This window comes from Kitasatospora sp. NPDC094015, assembly GCF_040304075.1.
GTDB lineage: Bacteria > Actinomycetota > Actinomycetes > Streptomycetales > Streptomycetaceae > Kitasatospora.
This window is the reverse complement of record NZ_JBEOUL010000009.1, coordinates 159892-178219: the sequence shown is the minus strand read 5'-3', so window position 1 is coordinate 178219 and position 18328 is coordinate 159892. Positions and strand designations below refer to the sequence as shown.

Sequence of the window (18328 nt, the reverse complement as noted above, 5' to 3'; positions counted from 1 at the left end):
GCGGACAGTCTGCCCTGACCGGCGGGCGGGGCAAGGGGGGCGGCGGCGTGAACTCTATGAACGCAAACGTGACCGCCGTCACGCCGGCCCCCATAGTCGGATCGGCCGGTCGGCCCGGTGCACCACCCGCCCGGGCCCGGTGCCGCCACCCCCACCCCGGGGCACCGCCCCCGCCCGTGCCCCCGCACGACCTCCAGGACATCAGGGCAAAGGAGCCGCAGGATGACGACGACGACCACCGCAGAGGCCCGGACCAGACGGTCCGACCGCACCCACTTCCTCTACCTGGCGGTGATCGCGGCCGTCCTCGGCGGCATCGCGGTCGGGCTGCTCGCCCCCGGTTTCGCGGTCGAGCTGAAGCCGGTCGGCACGGGCTTCGTCAATCTGATCAAGATGATGATCAGCCCGGTGATCTTCTGCACCATCGTGCTCGGCGTCGGCTCGGTGACCAAGGCCGCCAAGGTCGGCCGGGTCGGCGGGCTCGCCCTCGGCTACTTCTTGGTGATGTCGACGGCGGCGCTCGGCATCGGCCTGCTGGTCGGCAACCTGATCGACCCCGGCTCCGGACTGCACCTCACCGCTGCGCTCGCCAAGTCCGGCCACGCCCAGGCCGCCACGGCCGGCGCCACCGGGACGGCGGACTTCCTGCTCGGGATCATCCCGACCACCGTCTTCTCGGCGCTCACCGAGGGCAAGGTGCTGCAGACCCTGCTGGTCGCCCTGCTCGCCGGCTTCGCCCTGCAGGCGATGGGGAGCGTCGGCGCACCGGTGCTGCGCGGGATCGAGCACCTCCAGCGACTGGTGTTCCGGATCATGTCGATGATCATGTGGCTGGCCCCGGTCGGCGCGTTCGGCGCGATGGCCGCGGTGGTCGGGGCGACCGGCACGGCCGCCCTGAAGAGCCTCGCGATGATCATGATCGGCTTCTACACCACCTGCGCGATCTTCGTCGTGGTGGTGCTCGGACTGCTGCTGCGCCTGGTCGCCGGGGTGAACGTGTTCGCCCTGCTGCGCTACCTGGGCCGGGAGTTCCTGCTGATCCTCTCCACCTCCTCCTCGGAGAGCGCGCTGCCCAGGCTGATCGCCAAGATGGAGCACGTCGGCGTGAGCCGCCCGGTGGTCGGCATCACCGTCCCGACCGGCTACAGCTTCAACCTCGACGGCACCGCGATCTACCTCACGATGGCGTCGATCTTCATCTCCGAGGCGCTGGACAAGCCGATGTCGCTCGGCCAGCAGCTCTCCCTGCTGGTCTTCATGGTGATCGCCAGCAAGGGCGCGGCCGGCGTCACCGGCGCCGGACTGGCCACCCTGGCCGGCGGTCTGCAGTCGCACCGGCCCGAACTCGTGGACGGCGTCGGGCTGATCGTCGGCATCGACCGCTTCATGTCGGAGGCCCGCGCGCTCACCAACTTCGCCGGCAACGCGGTGGCCACCGTACTGATCGGCCACTGGACCGGGGAGCTGGACCACGACCGGCTGCGCGAGGTGCTGGCCGGCCGGCTCCCGTTCGACGAGACGACCCTGGTGGACACCGACCACGCCGCCGAGCTACCCGCCCAGCAGGACGCGCCCGGTCTGGAGAAGGCCCCGGCCTGACGGCGCCGCCCGACCGCACCGCCCGACCGCACCGCTGGGGCCCTACCCCTTTCCGCCTGTCCTGCCACCCCGGATCCGGTCCGGCGGCCCGCTCCCCCCGGGCCGCCGGACCTCTTTCCCGGGCCGCCAGGCCGCTCCCCCTGGCCGATCTGCCCGCCAACTCCCTTGAGACCAACGCCACCTGTGGTCGATGTCACAGGCGGCCCGCGCAGGTCCGCCGGCACCGCGCCCACCAGCGGTTTTAGGCGGGTGTACGACCTGATCGCCGTCGAAGGACCGCCCGATCGAGCTTGCGCGGCGGCGGTCGCGTCCCGCAGGCTCCTCGACTGAACGGACCACCGCCTCCCCTGCCGGGGCGTGGTCCGGTCGTGTCCGAGGGGGGAAACGAAAGGCTCCCCCCACAGCATGCCCAGACACTCGAAGCACCGCCGCCCGGCGCGGGTCGTCCGCCGTCGGGTGCTCGCCATCGGCCTCGCGGTCGCCGCCGTCGGCGCCGGAGGCGCCGCGTGGGCGGCCCCGGCCCGCAACGCCGAGCCGGTGGTCGTGGACTCCCTCACCATCACCCCCGCCGCACCGGGCAGCACCACGCAGGTGACCGCCACGGCCGCGCTGCACTCCGCCCGCACCCTGCCGGTCCAGTCGCTGACCATCGCGGTCCGCGACGCCAAGGGCGCCAACTACGACTTCCGCGGCGCGGTGTCCGGCACCCTCACGACGTCCCAGCAGACCTTCCGGCCGGAGGCGCGGACCTTCCCCGCCGGCACCTACAAGTACTTCGTGGCGTACAAGGCGAACAACACCTGGCACAACCTCACGCCGACCGCCACCTTCACGTCCGACGGTTCCACCGTCACCCCGACGCCGAGCCCGACGCCCTCCCCGAGCGGCACGCCCACCAAGGCGCCCACCGCGACGGCGACCCCGAAGCCGTCGGCCACGCCCTCCTCGACCCCGACGGCCAGCCCGTCGAGCCCGTCGAGCCCGTCGACCTCGTCGCCGAGCAGCAGGCCGACGCTGGCGCCCAGCCCGACGGCCTCGCCGACCGCCAAGCCGACGCTCGGCCCGACCGCGACGCCGTCCGCCTCGGCCAAGCCGACGCTCACCCCCAGCCCCACCGGCACCCCCAGCCCCAGCCCCAGCGCCACCACCGCCCCCGGCGGCGGCCCGGCCGGCATCGCCGGCAGCTGGCACTCGGTGTTCGCCGACGAGTTCAACGGCTCGACCGTCGACCCCGCCAAGTGGACCCCCAACTGGCTGGGCTGCGCCACCTGCACCACCCCGCCGGTGAACACCTCCGAGCAGGCCGCGTACGCGCCCTCGCAGTCCACCGTGAGCGGCGGCAGCCTGCACCTCACCGCCGTCCAGCAGAGCACCACCGCCAACGGCAAGACCTACCCGTACCGTTCCGGCATGGTGCAGAGCAACGGCAAGGCGCAGTTCACCTACGGCGCCTTCGAGGCCCGGATCTACCTGCCCGCCGCCGGCTCGAACGTCGCCAACTGGCCGGCGTTCTGGACCGACGGTCAGAACTGGCCCGCCGACGGTGAGAACGACATCATGGAGGGCCTCGGCGGCAAGGCCTGCTACCACTACCACTCGCCGTCCGGCGGCCCCGGCTCCTGCGCCCCCGGCACCTTCACCGGGTGGCACACCTACGGCGCGGAGTGGGCGCCCGGTTCGGTGACCTACTACTACGACGGCGTGAAGGTCGGCCAGATCACCACCGGCATCAGCAACTCGCCGCAGTACCTGATCCTCAACAACGCGGTCGAGAGCACCAGCGGCAACACCGTCGCCCCGGCCGACATGCAGGTCGACTACGTGCGCGTCTGGCAGCACTGACCACACCCCCCGCAACGCCGTTCACCCCGAACGGCGTTGCCCCCGGGCCGACCCGTCGCCCCGCCCCCACAGCCGGGGCCGGCGGGTCGGCCTCCGGCGTTCCCGGGGGCGGTGCCGGCGCCCCGGACGCCCTCGCCCGCAGGCGATGGCAGGAAACGTGGGAAGCACGACCTTGCTGCCGCCGGACCGGCGCTGTCAGGCTGAGGTCATGCCCGACCGCGACGTGCTCATCGTCCTGTTCGACGAGGTCCAGAGCCTCGATGTCACCGGCCCGCTCGAGGTGTTCAGCGCGGCCCGGACGCGCGGCGGTGCCCCGGACGGCTACCGGGTGCGCACCGCGAGCCCGGGCGGGCGGCCGATCCGCACGTCCAGCGGCCTGACCCTGGTGCCGGACGAGGACCTGGACCTGGCCCGGACGCCGCACACCCTGCTGGTGCCCGGCGGGCGCGGCACCCGCGGCCCGGCCGCACCTGATCTGGTCGAGCGGGTCGCCCGGCTCGGCGCCGAGGCGGAGCGGGTCGTCTCGGTCTGCACCGGCGCCTTCCTGCTGGCGGAGGCCGGACTGCTGGACGAGCACCGGGCCACCACCCACTGGGCGTACTGCACCACCTTCGGCCGCCGGTTCCCGGCCGTCCGGCTCGACCCGGAACCCATCTTCGTCCGGGACGGCCGGGTCTCGACGTCGGCGGGCGTCACCGCCGGGATCGACCTGGCGCTCGCGCTGGTGGAGGAGGACCTCGGCCGGGCACCGGCCCTCGCCATCGCCCGTCACCTGGTGATGTACCTGCGCCGGCCGGGCGGCCAGGCCCAGTTCAGCAACCAGCTCGCCGGACAGCTCGCCGAACGGCAGCCGCTGCGCGAGGTCCAGCGGTGGATCGGGGAGAACCCGGCCGCCGACCTCTCGGTCGGCGCGCTGGCCGCGCGGGCGGCACTGTCACCACGGCAGTTCGCGCGGGCGTTCGCGGCAGAGGTCGGGGTGCCGCCCGGCCGGTACGTCGACGGGGTGCGGCTGGAGACCGCCCGCCGCCTGCTGGAGGAGACCGGGCAGGGGGTCGAGGGGATCGGGCGGGCCGCCGGGTACGGCTCCACCGAGGCGATGCGGCGCGCCTTCGTCCGCGGGATCGGCGTCCCGCCGTCGGAGTACCGGCGGCGCTTCCGCTCGCCGGCGCCGCTGCGCCAGGCGGGCTGAACGGGCCGAGCGGGCCTACCCGTTCAGGTTGCCCAACCCTGCTCACGGCCGCGTGGATGTTCACGTGCGCGTGAATGGTTGCTGCCGGGCGCTTGTTCACCCGTCCGCGACTGTTCACTCATGCGCAACCATTCACCGAAATGCAAATGTTTGGACTAGTGCAACCATTCACGCCATCGCAAGCATTCACCAAATCGCAAACAGTTACCACACCGCGAGCATTCACCAAGCCGGAAGCATTCACCGAACCGCAAGCATTCACGATCAAGCAAATGTCGGCCCCAACGAGAACGGTCACACCCATGCAGATCGCGATCCTGCTCTACGACGGCTTCACCGCCCTCGACGCCGTCGGCCCGTACGAGGTGCTGTCCCGCCTGCCCGGCGCGGAGGTGCGGTTCACCGCCGCCCGCAGCGGGCCGGTCCGGGCCGACACCGGCGCCCTCGCCCTGGTGGCCGACCACTCGCTCACCGAGGTCCGCTCGGCCGACATCCTGCTGCTGCCGGGCGGCCCGGGTCAGACCGCGCTGATGTCCGACGAGCCGCTGCTCGACTGGATCCGCACGGTCGACGCGACGACCACCTGGACCACCTCGGTCTGCACCGGCTCGCTGCTGCTCGCCGCCGCCGGCCTGCTGGCGGGCCGGACCGCCGCCTCGCACTGGCTGGCGCTCGACCAACTTCCCACGTTCGGCGCAACCCCCTCCACCGATCGCACGGTCGTCGACGGCAAGTACGCGACCTCCGCCGGCGTGTCCGCCGGGATCGACCTCGCCCTGCTGCTCGCCGGCCGGATCGCGGGCGACCGCACCGCCCAGGCGATCCAGCTGCTCACCGAGTACGCCCCCGAACCGCCGTACCAGGCGGGCACCCCGGCCACGGCACCCGCCGACCTGGTCGCGGACCTGCGCGAGCGCGCCTCGGCATACCTGACCGCCTGACCGCCTGGCCTCCGCCCGACCCCCGGCCGACCTCCGCCCGACCTCCGGCCGGCGACGGTCGCACCGGGGAGCGCCCCCGGTCCCCGCTCCCCGGCAAGCGCCGCGGATCGCTCTCCCCCGCCGGTCCCGCCGGGGGAGAGCGACACTGGATGCATGGGCGAGACACAAGGCAGGAGCAGCGGGGACATCTTCCACCCGCCGGTCGTGGTGCGCCCGCCCACCCGGGGCGCCCGACCGTACCGGCGGGTGGAGATCTACGGGCGGACGGTCGGCAAGGCGTTCGCGGTGGCGGACGTGGCGGAGTTCGTCCGGCGGGCCGGCGTCGAGGAACCGGATCTCTCCGACCCCGAGCTGGTCGGGTGGCGCGGCGGCGACCTGACCGTCTGGTCGGCCGAGCACGCCCCGGACGCGGGGCCGACCCCGCCCACCACCGGGTCCGACGACACGGCGGACGACGCGGACGACGCGGACGACGCGGACGACACCGAGGACGACAGCGCCGCCGCGAGCTGACCCCGGCACCCGCGCGGACCGACGCACCCGAGCACCCGAGCACCCGGACCTCGGGCCCGCACGCCGCCCGGCCCCAGCACACCCCGCCCCGATCCCGCGCCCGCCGCGACGGCGCGATCAACCATCCAGGGCAATCCGTTCCCCCCAGGCGATGACGATCCCGCGCCTGGAGTGGCCGAGCGCGGCCCGCCGGGAGGTAGTGGAGGAAAGCGCCACCACCGGCCCGAGGAGCAGCGCATGCGCCTGACCCACCTGGCAGCGACCGTCTCGATGGCCGTCCTGCTGACTGCCGCCGTGGTCAGCTGCGCGAACGAGTGGCGTCCGCTGCCCGCCACCGCCCCGGCGCCGACGGTGACCGTCACGGCGACCGCCACCCCGCCGCCCGAGCCGGCGATCGCCCCGGCCGCACCGGTCAACCCGGCCGCCCCCGTGGCCCCCACCGGACCGGTCGCCCCGTCGGCCCCCGCCACCGGAAGCCCGGCCCCGGGCGCCTCCGCGAGCCCCGCGGGTCCCGCCGACCCGTCCGCCCCCAGCCCCGCCGCAAGCGCCCCCGCCCCCGGCACCTCGGCAGCCCCGGCCGCCCCGGCCCCGGGCAGCCAGCCGGGGGCCGCCGTCTCGGTGGCGGGCGCCGGCTCCCTCGGTCCGGTACTGGTCGACGCCCAGGGCCGCACCCTCTACGTGTTCGAGGGCGACACCTCCACCATGTCGACCTGCTACGAGGCCTGCGCCGCCGCCCTGCCCCCGCTCACCACCGCGGGCGTGCCGGTGGCCGGCTCGGGCGCCGACGAGGGGCTGCTCGGTACGAGCGTCCGCGCCGACGGCGCGGTCCAGGTCCTCTACAACGGGCGTCCGCTCTACCTCTGCGCCGAGGACACGGCGGCCGGGGACGTGCTCGGCCACAGCCTCACCCGGTTCGGCGGCCTCTGGTACGCCGCGGACGCCTCCGGCCACCCCGTCACGACCGCCGCCCCGGCCGAGGACAGCACCAACTGACCCCGCCGGCCGGCCCCCACCCCCACCCCCACCCCCACGAAAGAGCACCCACCACCGGCCCCAACTGCCCGGTAACACCGGTGAGTCACCTCCCGATCCCCACCGAACCAGCAGCTCCACCGCCCCACCCGCACAGCAGTTCGGCGCCCACGCGCCCGATCCTGCACCGCCTCAACCATCGACCGGTTCCTGTATAAATCCGTGCCGTGGCACCCCCGCACCCCGGCCGGAACCGACCCCTCCAGCCTCATGGCTATACAGGCACCCGGGAACCGATACCACCTCACCCGAATTCTCAAATATTCCTCAAATCTCTGCGGTGACCGGTCTGACCTGCGGAGATACACGTGCAGCGACGAATTGTGCAGCACCGGTGAAATCGCCCCCGTGAATGTAACTATTCGGCTTCGCGTCTGTTGTGCGGCGGCGTCGCCGCCCTAGCCTTGGGCAACTCTCAACCTCCACCTGCCATTCACCGAGAGGTTCCCTTCCCCATGGCTTCTGTCGACCAGCTCGCCCCGTCCGCCGCCCCACCGACCGGTTCGCCAGGTCGCAGCCGTTCGCTGCGCCGCGAGGTCGGGCTGATCGGTCTGCTCTGGGCCTCCGTGGGCTCGATCATCGGCTCCGGCTGGCTGTACGGCGCGAAGAACGCCGTCATGGTCGCCGGCCCGGCGGCGCTCGTCTCCTGGGGCATCGGCGCGGTCGCGATCATCCTGCTGGCGTTCGTGCACGCCGAGCTCGGTGGCATGTTCCCGGTGGCCGGCGGTACCGCCCGCTACCCGCACTACGCCTTCGGCGGCCTGGCCGGCATGTCCTTCGGCTGGTTCTCCTGGCTGCAGGCCGCGACGGTCGCGCCGATCGAGGTCGAAGCCATGATCGGCTACGCCAACCACTTCTCGTGGGCCAAGGGCTTCCTCGCCGCCAACGGCACCCTCACCACCAGCGGCTTCATCGTCGCGGTGTTCCTGATGGGCATCTTCGTCGCGGTGAACTTCCTCGGTGTCCGGGTGCTCTCGCACACCAACAGCGCGGCCACCTGGCTGAAGATCTTCGTCCCGCTGTTCGCCATCTTCGTGCTGGCCGTGAGCAACTTCCACGGCGGCAACTTCACCTCGCACGGCTTCGCCCCGTTCGGCACCAAGGGCATCCTGGCCGCGATCAGCACCAGCGGCATCATCTTCGCGCTGCTCGGCTTCGAGCAGGCGATCCAGCTGGCCGGTGAGAGCAAGAACCCCAAGCGCGACATCCCGCGCGCCGTGCTCGGCTCGGTCGCCATCGGCACGATGATCTACGTCCTGCTCCAGGTCGTGTTCATCGCCGCGCTCCCCACGACCGCGTTCGCCAACGGCTGGGAGAACCTCGACTTCCCCGGCATCAGCGGCCCGTTCGCCGGCCTCGCCACCACCGTGGGCCTGGGCTGGCTGGCCTGGGTGCTGTACGTGGACGCCATCATCTCCCCCGGCGGCACCGGCCTGATCTACACCACCTCCACCTCCCGGATCTCCTACGGCCTCAGCAAGAACGGCTACGCCCCGCAGCTGTTCGAGCGGGTCGACCGCCGCGGCGTGCCGTGGTTCGGTCTGACCATCTCCTTCCTGACCGGCGTGATCTGCTTCCTCCCGTTCCCGAGCTGGCAGGAGCTGGTCGGCTTCATCACCTCCGCCTCGGTGCTGATGTACGCCGGTGCCCCGCTCGCCTTCGGCGCGCTGCGCCGCCGCCTGCCGCAGCGTGAGCGCTCGTACCGCCTGCCCGGCGGTGCCGTGATCGCCCCGCTGTCCTTCGTGGTCGCCAGCCTGATCATCTACTGGACCGGCTGGCACACCCTGGCCCGCCTCGGCATCGCGATCGTGCTCGGCTACGTGCTGCTCGGCTCGTACGCCGCGTACGCCACCCGCAAGGGTCTGCCGAACGCGCCCAAGCTGGACTGGCGTGCCGCCCAGTGGCTGCCGGCCTACCTGATCGGTCTCGGCGTGATCTCCTGGCAGGGCAGCTTCGGCGACGGACAGGGCCACCTGCCGATGTGGTGGGACATGGCCGTGGTCGCGATCTTCGCCACCGGCATCTACGCCTGGGCGACCCGGGTCGCGCTCCCCGCCGACCTGATCGAGCAGATGATCGAGGACGTCGAGGTGGTCGACGAGGGCGGTCACTGACCGTCCCGCGTCCCCCCGCAGAGCCCGGCCGGTGCCCACCGGCCGGGCTCTGCGGTTGTGGGGCCCGGCGGGCGGTGGTCCAGTGGGAGACGGCCGCAGCGGAGCGCCCGCTGCCCGGCCCCGCAGGTACGCCCCGGTGCCGCGCGACCGCCCAGGAGGCCTTGCCGCCATGTCCGACGCACACGTCCCGTACACCACCAACAACGCCGGCGTCCCGGTCGAGAGCGACGCGGATTCGCTGACCGCGGGCCCGGTCGGCCCGATCCTGCTGCACGACCACTACCTGATCGAGAAGATGGCCCAGTTCAACCGCGAGCGGGTCCCTGAGCGGGTGGTGCACGCCAAGGGCGGCGGCGCCTACGGGATCTTCGAGGTCACCCAGGACATCAGCCGGTACACGGTGGCCGACCTGTTCCAACCGGGCAAGCGGACCGAGATGCTGGCGCGGTTCTCCACCGTCGCCGGCGAGCTGGGCACCCCGGACACCTGGCGCGACCCGCGCGGGTTCGCCCTGAAGTTCTACACCGAGCAGGGCAATTACGACCTGGTCGGCAACAACACCCCGGTGTTCTTCGTCCGGGACCCGATCAAGTTCCAGGACTTCATCCGCTCGCAGAAGCGCCGCCCCGACAACCACCTGCGCGACAACGACATGCAGTGGGACTTCTGGACGCTGTCGCCCGAATCGGCACACATGGTCACCTGGTTGATGGGCGACCGCGGCATCCCGAAGTCCTGGCGCCACATGAACGGGTACGGCTCGCACACCTACCAGTGGGTCAACGCCGACGGCGAGCGGTTCTGGGTGAAGTACCACTTCAAGACCGACCAGGGCATCGAGTTCCTCACCCAGGCGGACGCCGACCGGATCGCCGGCGAGGACACCGACGCGCACCTGCGCGACCTGTACGACGCGATCGGCGCCGGCGAGCACCCGTCCTGGACGCTGTACGTGCAGGTGATGCCGTACGAGGAGGCGTGGAGCTACCGCTTCAACCCGTTCGACCTGACCAAGGTGTGGCCGCACGGCGACTTCCCGCTGATCGAGGTCGGCCGGATGACGCTCAACCGCAACCCCGACAACTACCACGTGCACATCGAGCAGGCCGCCTTCGAGCCGTCCAACCTGGTGCCCGGCATCGGCGTCTCGCCCGACAAGATGCTGCTCGGCCGGATCTTCTCGTACCCGGACACCCACCGGTACCGGATCGGGCCCAACTACGCCCAGCTGCCGCCCAACCGCGCGCACGTGCCGGTGCACTCGTACGCCAAGGACGGCCCGATGCGCTTCGAGGCCTCCCGGGCCGAGGTGCCGTACGCGCCCAACTCCTACGGCGGGCCGGCGGCGCAACCCGAGCTGTGGGGCGCCCCGCTCGGCTGGGACGTGGCGGGGCGGATGATCCGCGAGGGGTACCCGCTGCACCAGGAGGACGACGACTGGGGCCAGGCCGGGACCATGGTCCGCGAGGTGCTGGACGACGCCGCCCGCGAGCGGCTGGTCACCAACATCACCGGCCACCTGCAGAACGGGGTCTCGGCGCCCGTCCTGGCACGGGCCGTGCAGTACTGGCGCAACGTGGACAAGGACCTCGGCGACCGGGTCGCCACCCGGGTCGGCGTCGGGTAACCGCCCGCACGGGCCGCACCACCCCGGCCGTAGTACAAGGCCGGACCACCCCGGCGGGGGCGCGGACCACCGCGCCCCCGCCGCCGTGCGCGGGCCCGCGAGGCCCGCCGCGGCCGGCCCGGGCCGTTGACAACGGGGACGCCTCGCAGGGATTCTAAGCAAGCGCTTAGTCATACCGTCCGACCCAGGCGAGGAGCCCCAGCAGCCCATGAGCGACGCATCGGACGCCCCCGGCGTCCCGGACGACCTGCCCGGTCCCGACCTGCCTGGCCCCGACCTGCCTGGCCCCGACCTGCCCGGTCCGGATCTGCCCGGCCTCGACCTCGCGCGGCTGCGCGAACGGATCGACCGCGAGCTGCCCGGCCTGCTGACCGGCGAGCTGCGCGCCCGGCTGTTCGAGGGCGGCCGGTCGAACCTGACCTATCTGCTGGAGGACGGCTCCGGCCGCTGGGTGCTGCGGCGCCCCCCGCTCGGCCACGTACTGGCCACCGCGCACGACATGGCCCGCGAGTTCCGGGTGCTGGGCGCCCTGCACCCGACCGGCGTCCCGGTGCCCGAGCCGCTGCTGCTGATCGAGGACGAGGCGGTGACCGGCGCCCCGTGCTACCTGATGGAGTGCGCACCGGGCACCGTCTACCGCGACACCGAGCAGTTCGCCGGGCTCGGCGAGGAGCGGGTGCACCGCCTCGGCCTGCACCTGGTGGACACCCTGGTGGAGCTGCACGCGCTGGACCCGCAGCGCATCGGCCTGGCCGACTTCGGCCGCCCGGAGGGCTTCCTGGAGCGGCAGTTGGGCCGCTGGGGCAAGCAGCTGGCCGCCTCCCGCAGCCGCGAGGTGGCCGGCATCGACGAGCTCCAGGCGCACCTGGCCGCCGCCCTCCCGCTGTCGCCCGCGCCCGCGCTGGTGCACGGTGACTACCGGCTGGACAACGTGCTGGTGGACGCCGAGGACCGGATCACCGCCGTGCTGGACTGGGAGATGTCCACGGTCGGTGACCCGCTGACCGACCTCGGCCTGCTGGTGATGTACGTCGAACTGGCCCGCCGCTTCGACGGCGTGCTGCCCGGCGCCGTGCTCGCCCCGGGCTTCCCCGCCACCGACGAGCTGGTCGCCCGGTACGCCGAGGGCTCCGGCCGGGACGTGGGCACGCTCGGCTGGTACGTCGGCTTCGCCTCGTTCAAGCTCGCCGTCGTGCTGGAGGGCATCCACTACCGCTGGACCACCGGCGCCACCGTCGGCCCCGGCTTCGACCGGGTCGGTGAACTGGTGCCCGCCTTCGTCCGGTTCGGCCTCGCCTCGCTCAAGTTGAAGGAGCACTGACCGTGGACTTCTCCTACGACGCCCGCACCGAGGAGCTGCGCGGGCAGCTGCTCGCCTTCATGGCCGAGCACGTGTACCCGGCCGAGCCGGTGCTGGAGGCCCAACTCACCGATCCCGCCCGGGAACCGTGGACCGTACCGCCGGTGGTGGCGGAACTCCAGGCGGCCGCCAAGGCGCGCGGGCTGTGGAACCTCTTCCTCCCGGGCAGCCACGGCGCCGGCCTGACCAACCTGCAGTACGCGCCGCTGGCCGAGATCACCGGCCGCTCGCTGCTGCTGGCCCCCGCCGCCCTCAACTGCGCCGCCCCCGACACCGGGAACATGGAGCTGCTGGCCGAGTTCGGCGACGAGGCGCAGCGCAAGCAGTGGTTGGAGCCGCTGCTGGCCGGCGAGATCCGCTCGGCGTTCGCGATGACCGAGCCGGACGTGGCCTCCTCGGACGCCACCAACATCACCACCAGCATCGCCCGGGACGGCGACGACTACCTGGTGAACGGCCGCAAGTTCTACATCTCCGGTGCGATGAACCCGAATTGCCGGATCTTCATCGTGATGGGCAAGACCGATCCGGAGGCCGACCCGCGCCGCCAGCAGAGCATGATCCTGGTGCCGCGGGACACCCCGGGGGTCACCGTCCGGCGCGGTATGACGGTGTTCGGGTACCGGGACGAGGACCACGGCGGGCACGCCGAGGTGGTGTTCGAGGACGTCCGGGTGCCGGCCGGGAACCTGATCGGCGCCGAGGGTTCCGGCTTCGCGATCGCGCAGGCGCGGCTCGGCCCGGGCCGGATCCACCACTGCATGCGGGCACTCGGGGTGGCCGAGCGGGCCCTGGAGCTGATGTGCGACCGGGTCACCGACCGGGTGGCGTTCGGCCGGCCGCTGGCCGAGCAGGGCGTGGTGCAGGACTGGATCGCGGAGTCCCGGGTGCGGATCGAGCAGGCCAGGCTGCTGGTGCTGAAGACCGCCTGGCTGATGGACACGGTCGGCAACCGGGGCGCGCACACCGAGATCCAGGCCATCAAGATCGCCGTGCCGGCCACGGTGGAGTGGATCCTCGACAAGGCCGTCCAGGCGCACGGCGCGGCCGGGGTCGGCCAGGACACCCCGCTGGCCCGGCTGTGGGCGGCCAATCGGACGCTGCGGCTGGCCGACGGGCCGGACGAGGTGCACAAGCGGTCGCTGGCGCGTCGCGAGCTGAAGCGCCGGCAGAGCGGGAGGAGCTGAGATGGAGGCCGAACTCCGCGACCGGGTACGGCGGTTGCTGGCGGAGCACGATCCGGCCGGCACCGATCCGGCCGCGTTCCTGCGGGCCCGCTTCGACGCCGGTCTGGCCTGGGTGCACTACCCGGTCGGGCTCGGCGGCCTCGGTGCGCCGCGCGCCCTGCAGGCGCTGGTGGACGCCGAGTTGGCGGCCGCCGGCGCGCCGGACAACGACCCGAGGCGCAACGGCATCGGCCTCGGGATGGCCGCGCCCACCATCCTGCGGCACGGCACCGAGGAGCAGAAGCAGCGCTTCCTGCGGCCGCTGTGGACGGGCGAGGAGGTGTGGTGCCAGCTGTTCTCCGAGCCGGGCGCCGGCTCCGACCTGGCCGCACTGGCCACCCGGGCGGTGCGCGAGGGCGACGGTGACGGCGACGGCTGGCTGGTCGACGGCCAGAAGGTGTGGACCTCCGGCGCGCACACCGCCCGCTGGGCCATCCTGATCGCCCGGACCGACCCCGACCTGCCCAAGCACCGCGGGATCAGCTACTTCGTCTGCGACATGACCGACCCCGGGGTGGAGGTCCGCCCGCTGCGGCAGATCACCGGCGAGGCGGAGTTCAACGAGGTCTTCCTGACCGGCGTGCGGATCCCCGACGCGCACCGGCTGGGTGCGGTCGGCGAGGGCTGGCAGATCGCCCGGACCACCCTCAACAACGAGCGGGTGGCGATCGGCGGCCAGGCGATGCCGCGCGAGGGCGGCATGGTCGGCGTGGTGGCCGCCACCTGGCGGGAGCGGCCCGAACTGCGCACCCACGACCTGCACCAGCGGCTGCTGAAGGCCTGGGCGGACGCCGAGGTGGCCCGGCTGGCCGGGGAGCGGCTGCGCCAGCAGCTCGCGGTCGGGCAGCCGGGGCCGGAGGGCGCCGCGATGAAGCTGGCCTTCGCCCGGCTGGCCCAGGAGTTGAGCGGTCTGGAGGTGGAGCTGCTCGGCGAGGAGGGCCTCGGCTACGACGACTGGTCGCTGCGCCGCCCGGAGCTGGTCGACTTCACCGGCCGCGAGGCGGGGTACCGCTACCTGCGGGCCAAGGGCAACTCGATCGAGGGCGGCACCTCGGAGATCCTGCGCACCATCATCGCCGAGCGGGTGCTCGGCCTGCCCGCCGAACCCCGGACCGACACCGACACCCCCTGGAAGGAGCTTCCGCGATGACCGCACCCGATCTGCTCTACTCCGAGATCGAGGAGGAACTCCGCGCCAGCGTACGGGCGTTGCTCGGCGACCGCTGCCCGCCGTCGGCCGTGCTGGCGCGCTGCGAAGGCCCGGAGCCGTACGATCCGGCGCTGTGGCGCACCCTGGCGGTGGAGCTCGGGGTGGCGGGGCTGCACGTGCCGGAGGAGTACGGCGGCGCGGGCGCGGGCCTGCGGGAGACCGCCGTGGTGCTGGAGGAGCTGGGCCGCCGGGTCGCCCCGGTGCCGTTCCTGGGCAGCGCGGTGCTGGCCGGGACGCTGCTGCTGGCCGCCTGCCCGCAGGACGGGCTGCTGGCCGAGGTGGCGGCGGGCACGGTGACCGCCGCGGTGGCGGTGCCGCTGTCGACCGCGCCGGGGAGCGCCTTCCCGACGGGCGTGCGGGCGGACCCGGGCGGCGCGCTGAGCGGCCGGGTCACCTCGGTGGCCGACGCGCTGACGGCCGGCGTGCTGCTGGTCCCGGCCGAGGGCCCGGACGGCCCCGCGCTGTACGCGGTACCGGCGGGCGCGACGGGTCTGCGGCTGGCGCGGCGCACCTCGCTGGACCTGACCAGGCCGCTGGCGGACCTGACGCTGGACGGGGTGGCCGGCCGACTGCTCGCCACCGGCGCCACGGCCGTGGCGACGCTGCACCGGGCCCTGCTGACCGGGGCCGGGCTGCTCGCCTCGGAGCAGCTGGGGCTGGCGGAGTGGTGCCTGGCCACCACAGTCGAGTACCTGAAGGAGCGCCGGCAGTTCGCCCGGCGGCTGGGCTCGTTCCAGGCGCTCAAGCACCGGCTGGCCGACCTCTGGCTGGAGACGGTCGGGGCGCGGGCGGCGGCGCGGTACGCGGCTGACACGCTGGCGACCGACCATCCGGACGCGGCGGTGGCGGTCGCGCTCGCCCAGGCGCACTGCGGGGCGCTGGCGGTGCGCGCGGCGGAGGAGTGCGTCCAGCTGCACGGCGGGATCGGGATGACCTGGGAGCACCCGGCGCACCTGTACCTGAAGCGGGCCAAGGCGGACCAGATCGCGCTGGGCACGCCCGGGTCCCACCGCGCGGCGCTGGCCGAACTGGTCGACCTGCCGGGGCCGGTGGGCCGGACCGCGTAACGACGGCACGAGGGAGGGGGTCACCGCCGGCGGTGGCCCCCTCCCTCGCGTTCGTACTCAGCGCCTCGTGCGCGCGCTCAGGGCCTCAGGCTCTCGATCGCGCGCTCAGGGCAGGACGGTGATCCGCCCGGTGCTGGTGCCGTCGGCGACCCGCTGGACGCCCTCGGCGGCGCGCTCGAACGGCAGCCGCTCGCTGACCAGCGGGCGCACCACGCCCTTGACGGCCAGCTCGGTCAGCTCCCGGTGGGCCTGCCGGACGGCCTGCGGGTCGCGCTCGTTGTACAGGCCCCAGTGCAGCCCGAGCACCGAGTAGTTCTTCACCAGCGCGTGGTTGAGCCCGGGCGCGGGGATGGTGCCGCTGGCGAAGCCGACCACCAGGATCCGGCCCTCGAAGGCGACGCACCTGGTGGAGCCGGTGTAGGCCTCCCCGCCGACCGGGTCGAACACCACGTCGGCCCCGCGGCCGCCGGTGGCCGCCCGGACGGCGCCGACGAAGTCCTCGGCGTGCCGGTCGATCACCAGGTCGGCGCCCAGCTCCGCGGCCACCGCCGCCTTTCCGGGGCCACCGACGACGGCGATCACGCGCGCCCCGGCGGCCTTGCCGAGCTGGACGGCGGCGCTGCCGACCCCGCCGGCGGCGGCGTGCACCAGCAGCGTCTCGCCGGCGGCCAGCGCGGCCCGGCGGTGCAGGCCGAACCAGGCGGTCTGGTAGCCGATGTGCAGCGCGGCGGCCTCGGCGTCGTCCAGCGCCTCGGGGGCCGGGAAGACGGCCGCGGCGTCCATCAGGGCGTACTCGGCGAAGGCTCCGGCGGGCAGCAGCGGGGTGCCGATCACCCGGGTGCCGGCCAGGTCGCCGTCGACCGGCTCGCCGCAGAGTTCCACGCCGGGGGTGAACGGCAGCGGCGGGCGCACCTGGTAGTGGCCCCGGCACATCAGCGCGTCCGGGAAGTTGACGGCCGCGGCCCGGACCCGGACCAGCAGCTGCCCCTCGGCCGGTACCGGTGTGGGCACGTCCTGCGCCAGGCGCATCACCTCGGCGGGCTCGCCGAGTGCGCCGACCTGCCAGGCCCTCATCGCGCCGCCCCTTCCTCGAGGCCCTGCTGCAGCCGGTTCATCCCCGCCAGCCAGCGGTCGGGGGTGGTGGCGCGGGCGGTGTAGTAGTCGGCGACCTCGGTGTGCGGGAGGATCAGGAACTCCTCGGCCGCGATCGCCCGCAGCACCGCCTCGGCGACCTCGGCGGGCTCGATCGCGGTGGGCGCGAGCAGGGCCTGCCCGATCTCGCCGGTCGAGGCCAGCATGTCGGTGCGCACGCCCTGCGGGCAGAGCGCGTGCACCCGCACGCCGCGGTGGCGGTAGGTCGCGGACAGCCATTCGGCGAAGGCCAGCGCGCCGTGCTTGGTGACCGCGTAGGGCGCCGAGCCGAGCATGGTGAGCAGGCCGGCGGCGGAGACGGTGGCGAGGAAGCGGCCCTCGCCGCGCTCCAGCCACTCCGGGAGCAGCTGTTCGGCCGCCCGGACGTGCGCCATCACGTTGACCTCCCAGGCCTGGGACCAGGCCTCGGGGGCGGCGTCCGCCCCGCCCTTGGGGGCGACGCCGGCGTTGGCGCAGTACAGGTCGACCCCGCCGAGTTCGCGGCGGGCGGTGGCGAGCAGCGCGGCGATCCCCTCGCCGGAGGCGGCGTCGCCTGGTGCGGCGACGGCACCGATCCGGGCGGCGACCGCCTCGGCCGCGGCGGCGTCGAGGTCGTTGACCACCACCCGGTCGCCGCGGGCGGCGAAGGCGGTGGCGAGTGCTTCGCCGATGCCCCGGCCGGCGCCGGTGACCACCACCCGGCGGGCGCTCACAGGCCACCGCCCAGGGTCACGCCGCCGTCGACGACCAGGGTCTGGCCGGTGATCCAGGCAGCGTCGGCGGAGAGCAGGAAGGCGACCGCCCCGGCCACGTCCTCGGGCACGCCGAGCCGGCCGAGCGGGTAGGCCCGGATCACCTTCTCCTCCCGGCCCTCGTACAGCGCCTCGGCGAACTGCGTCTTGACGATGGCGGGGGCGACCGCGTTGACCCGGATGTCGGGGCCGAGTTCGGCGGCCAGCTCGACGGTGAGGCGGATCAGGGCGGCCTTGCTGACGCCGTACATGCCGATGCCGCGCGAGGCGCGCAGCCCGGCGATGGAGGAGACGTTGACCACCGCGCCGCCGTGCTCGCCCATCCAGGCGGCGTGCGCGAGCCTGGTCCAGGCGAGCGGGGCCAGCACGTTGACCGCCAGGATCTTGGCCGCGGCGGCCGGGTCGGCGTCCAGCACCGATCCGTAGATCGGGTTGATGCCGGTGTTGTTGACCAGCAGGTCGAGCCGGCCGAAGGCCTCCATGGTGCGGGCCACGGCCTCCTCCTGGTGGACCGGGTCGTCGGACTTGCCGGCCACCGCGATCGCGTGGTCGGCGCCGCCCAGGTCGCGGACGGCGTCGTCCAGCGGTTCGGCGTTGCGGGCCGTGATGCAGACCCGGGCACCGCGCTGGACGAGTTCGCGGGCGATGCCGAGGCCGATGCCCCGGCTGGCTCCGGTGACCACGGCCACCTGGCCCTTGAGGGAGGAGGTCATCGCCGTACCTTT

Annotated in this window: 15 protein-coding genes; 12 read left to right on the top strand and 3 right to left on the bottom strand. The window is 73.6% G+C overall.

Annotated elements, in window-relative coordinates; genetic code table 11:
* Window positions 1-222 precede the first annotated feature (222 nt).
* The 12 genes from ABT014_RS14600 to ABT014_RS14545 all read left to right on the top strand — a co-directional run bounded on the left by ABT014_RS14600 (window position 223) and on the right by ABT014_RS14545 (window position 15720).
* Entirely contained in the window at window positions 223-1599 is a 1377-nt protein-coding gene (locus ABT014_RS14600) for a cation:dicarboxylate symporter family transporter (protein WP_350639078.1), read from the top strand.
* Between the two features lie 405 nt (window positions 1600-2004).
* Window positions 2005-3441 carry a family 16 glycosylhydrolase gene (locus tag ABT014_RS14595; RefSeq protein WP_350639077.1) on the top strand — a complete coding sequence of 479 codons (1437 nt, stop codon included), beginning with the start codon at window positions 2005-2007 and terminating at the stop codon, window positions 3439-3441.
* A gap of 208 nt (window positions 3442-3649) precedes the next feature.
* On the top strand, window positions 3650-4630 hold the full coding sequence (locus tag ABT014_RS14590) for a GlxA family transcriptional regulator (RefSeq protein ID WP_350639076.1): 981 nt from the start codon (window positions 3650-3652) through the stop codon (window positions 4628-4630).
* 302 nt (window positions 4631-4932) lie between these two features.
* Window positions 4933-5571 carry a DJ-1/PfpI family protein gene (locus tag ABT014_RS14585; protein WP_350639075.1) on the top strand — a complete coding sequence of 213 codons (639 nt, stop codon included), beginning with the start codon at window positions 4933-4935 and terminating at the stop codon, window positions 5569-5571.
* 153 nt (window positions 5572-5724) lie between these two features.
* Window positions 5725-6084: a hypothetical protein gene (locus ABT014_RS14580; RefSeq protein ID WP_350639074.1), complete on the top strand. Its 360-nt coding sequence runs from the start codon at window positions 5725-5727 to the stop codon at window positions 6082-6084.
* A gap of 237 nt (window positions 6085-6321) precedes the next feature.
* Entirely contained in the window at window positions 6322-7077 is a 756-nt protein-coding gene (locus tag ABT014_RS14575; protein ID WP_350639073.1) for a COG4315 family predicted lipoprotein, read from the top strand.
* Window positions 7078-7571: 494 nt separating this feature from the next.
* The gene (locus ABT014_RS14570) at window positions 7572-9230 is read left to right on the top strand and encodes an APC family permease (protein WP_350639072.1); all 1659 of its coding nucleotides are present in this window, start codon (window positions 7572-7574) and stop codon (window positions 9228-9230) included.
* A gap of 169 nt (window positions 9231-9399) precedes the next feature.
* Window positions 9400-10857: a catalase gene (locus ABT014_RS14565; protein WP_350639071.1), complete on the top strand. Its 1458-nt coding sequence runs from the start codon at window positions 9400-9402 to the stop codon at window positions 10855-10857.
* Window positions 10858-11065: 208 nt separating this feature from the next.
* Complete coding sequence (locus ABT014_RS14560) at window positions 11066-12178, top strand: phosphotransferase family protein (RefSeq protein WP_350639070.1); 1113 nt, start codon at window positions 11066-11068, stop codon at window positions 12176-12178.
* A gap of 2 nt (window positions 12179-12180) precedes the next feature.
* Window positions 12181-13404 (top strand): acyl-CoA dehydrogenase family protein, encoded by a 1224-nt coding sequence (locus tag ABT014_RS14555; RefSeq protein WP_350639069.1) that lies wholly within the window; start codon window positions 12181-12183, stop codon window positions 13402-13404.
* Between the two features lies 1 nt (window position 13405).
* The gene (locus ABT014_RS14550) at window positions 13406-14593 is read left to right on the top strand and encodes an acyl-CoA dehydrogenase family protein (protein WP_350639068.1); all 1188 of its coding nucleotides are present in this window, start codon (window positions 13406-13408) and stop codon (window positions 14591-14593) included.
* Entirely contained in the window at window positions 14590-15720 is a 1131-nt protein-coding gene (locus ABT014_RS14545; RefSeq protein WP_350639067.1) for an acyl-CoA dehydrogenase family protein, read from the top strand. Before ABT014_RS14550 ends, ABT014_RS14545 begins: the two co-directional genes overlap by 4 nt.
* Before the next feature lie 105 nt (window positions 15721-15825).
* Here the strand turns inward: ABT014_RS14545 and ABT014_RS14540 are convergent, their stop codons facing one another.
* From ABT014_RS14540 to ABT014_RS14530, 3 genes are read right to left on the bottom strand one after another with little or no spacing between them, the layout of a single operon-like run.
* Window positions 15826-16794, bottom strand: a complete 969-nt coding sequence (locus ABT014_RS14540; RefSeq protein ID WP_350639066.1) for an NADPH:quinone oxidoreductase family protein — start codon at window positions 16792-16794, stop codon at window positions 15826-15828.
* Window positions 16791-17564, bottom strand: coding sequence for an SDR family oxidoreductase (locus ABT014_RS14535; protein ID WP_350639065.1), 774 nt, complete (start codon window positions 17562-17564; stop codon window positions 16791-16793). The genes ABT014_RS14540 and ABT014_RS14535 overlap by 4 nt, the downstream gene beginning before the upstream one ends.
* Window positions 17561-18316, bottom strand: a complete 756-nt coding sequence (locus ABT014_RS14530; protein ID WP_350639064.1) for an SDR family oxidoreductase — start codon at window positions 18314-18316, stop codon at window positions 17561-17563. Before ABT014_RS14530 ends, ABT014_RS14535 begins: the two co-directional genes overlap by 4 nt.
* Between the last annotated feature and the right edge of the window lie 12 nt (window positions 18317-18328).

Excerpts from the sequence above, each read along its gene's own strand:
- ABT014_RS14600 (WP_350639078.1), top strand. The coding sequence starts at position 223 with ATGACGACGACGACCACCGCAGAGGCCCGGACCAGACGGTCCGACCGC.
- ABT014_RS14595 (WP_350639077.1), top strand. The coding sequence starts at position 2,005 with ATGCCCAGACACTCGAAGCACCGCCGCCCGGCGCGGGTCGTCCGCCGT.
- ABT014_RS14590 (WP_350639076.1), top strand. The coding sequence starts at position 3,650 with ATGCCCGACCGCGACGTGCTCATCGTCCTGTTCGACGAGGTCCAGAGC.
- ABT014_RS14585 (WP_350639075.1), top strand. The coding sequence starts at position 4,933 with ATGCAGATCGCGATCCTGCTCTACGACGGCTTCACCGCCCTCGACGCC.
- ABT014_RS14580 (WP_350639074.1), top strand. The coding sequence starts at position 5,725 with ATGGGCGAGACACAAGGCAGGAGCAGCGGGGACATCTTCCACCCGCCG.
- ABT014_RS14575 (WP_350639073.1), top strand. The coding sequence starts at position 6,322 with ATGCGCCTGACCCACCTGGCAGCGACCGTCTCGATGGCCGTCCTGCTG.
- ABT014_RS14570 (WP_350639072.1), top strand. The coding sequence starts at position 7,572 with ATGGCTTCTGTCGACCAGCTCGCCCCGTCCGCCGCCCCACCGACCGGT.
- ABT014_RS14565 (WP_350639071.1), top strand. The coding sequence starts at position 9,400 with ATGTCCGACGCACACGTCCCGTACACCACCAACAACGCCGGCGTCCCG.
- ABT014_RS14560 (WP_350639070.1), top strand. The coding sequence starts at position 11,066 with ATGAGCGACGCATCGGACGCCCCCGGCGTCCCGGACGACCTGCCCGGT.
- ABT014_RS14550 (WP_350639068.1), top strand. The coding sequence starts at position 13,406 with ATGGAGGCCGAACTCCGCGACCGGGTACGGCGGTTGCTGGCGGAGCAC.
- ABT014_RS14545 (WP_350639067.1), top strand. The coding sequence starts at position 14,590 with ATGACCGCACCCGATCTGCTCTACTCCGAGATCGAGGAGGAACTCCGC.
- ABT014_RS14540 (WP_350639066.1), bottom strand. The coding sequence starts at position 16,794 with ATGAGGGCCTGGCAGGTCGGCGCACTCGGCGAGCCCGCCGAGGTGATG.
- ABT014_RS14530 (WP_350639064.1), bottom strand. The coding sequence starts at position 18,316 with ATGACCTCCTCCCTCAAGGGCCAGGTGGCCGTGGTCACCGGAGCCAGC.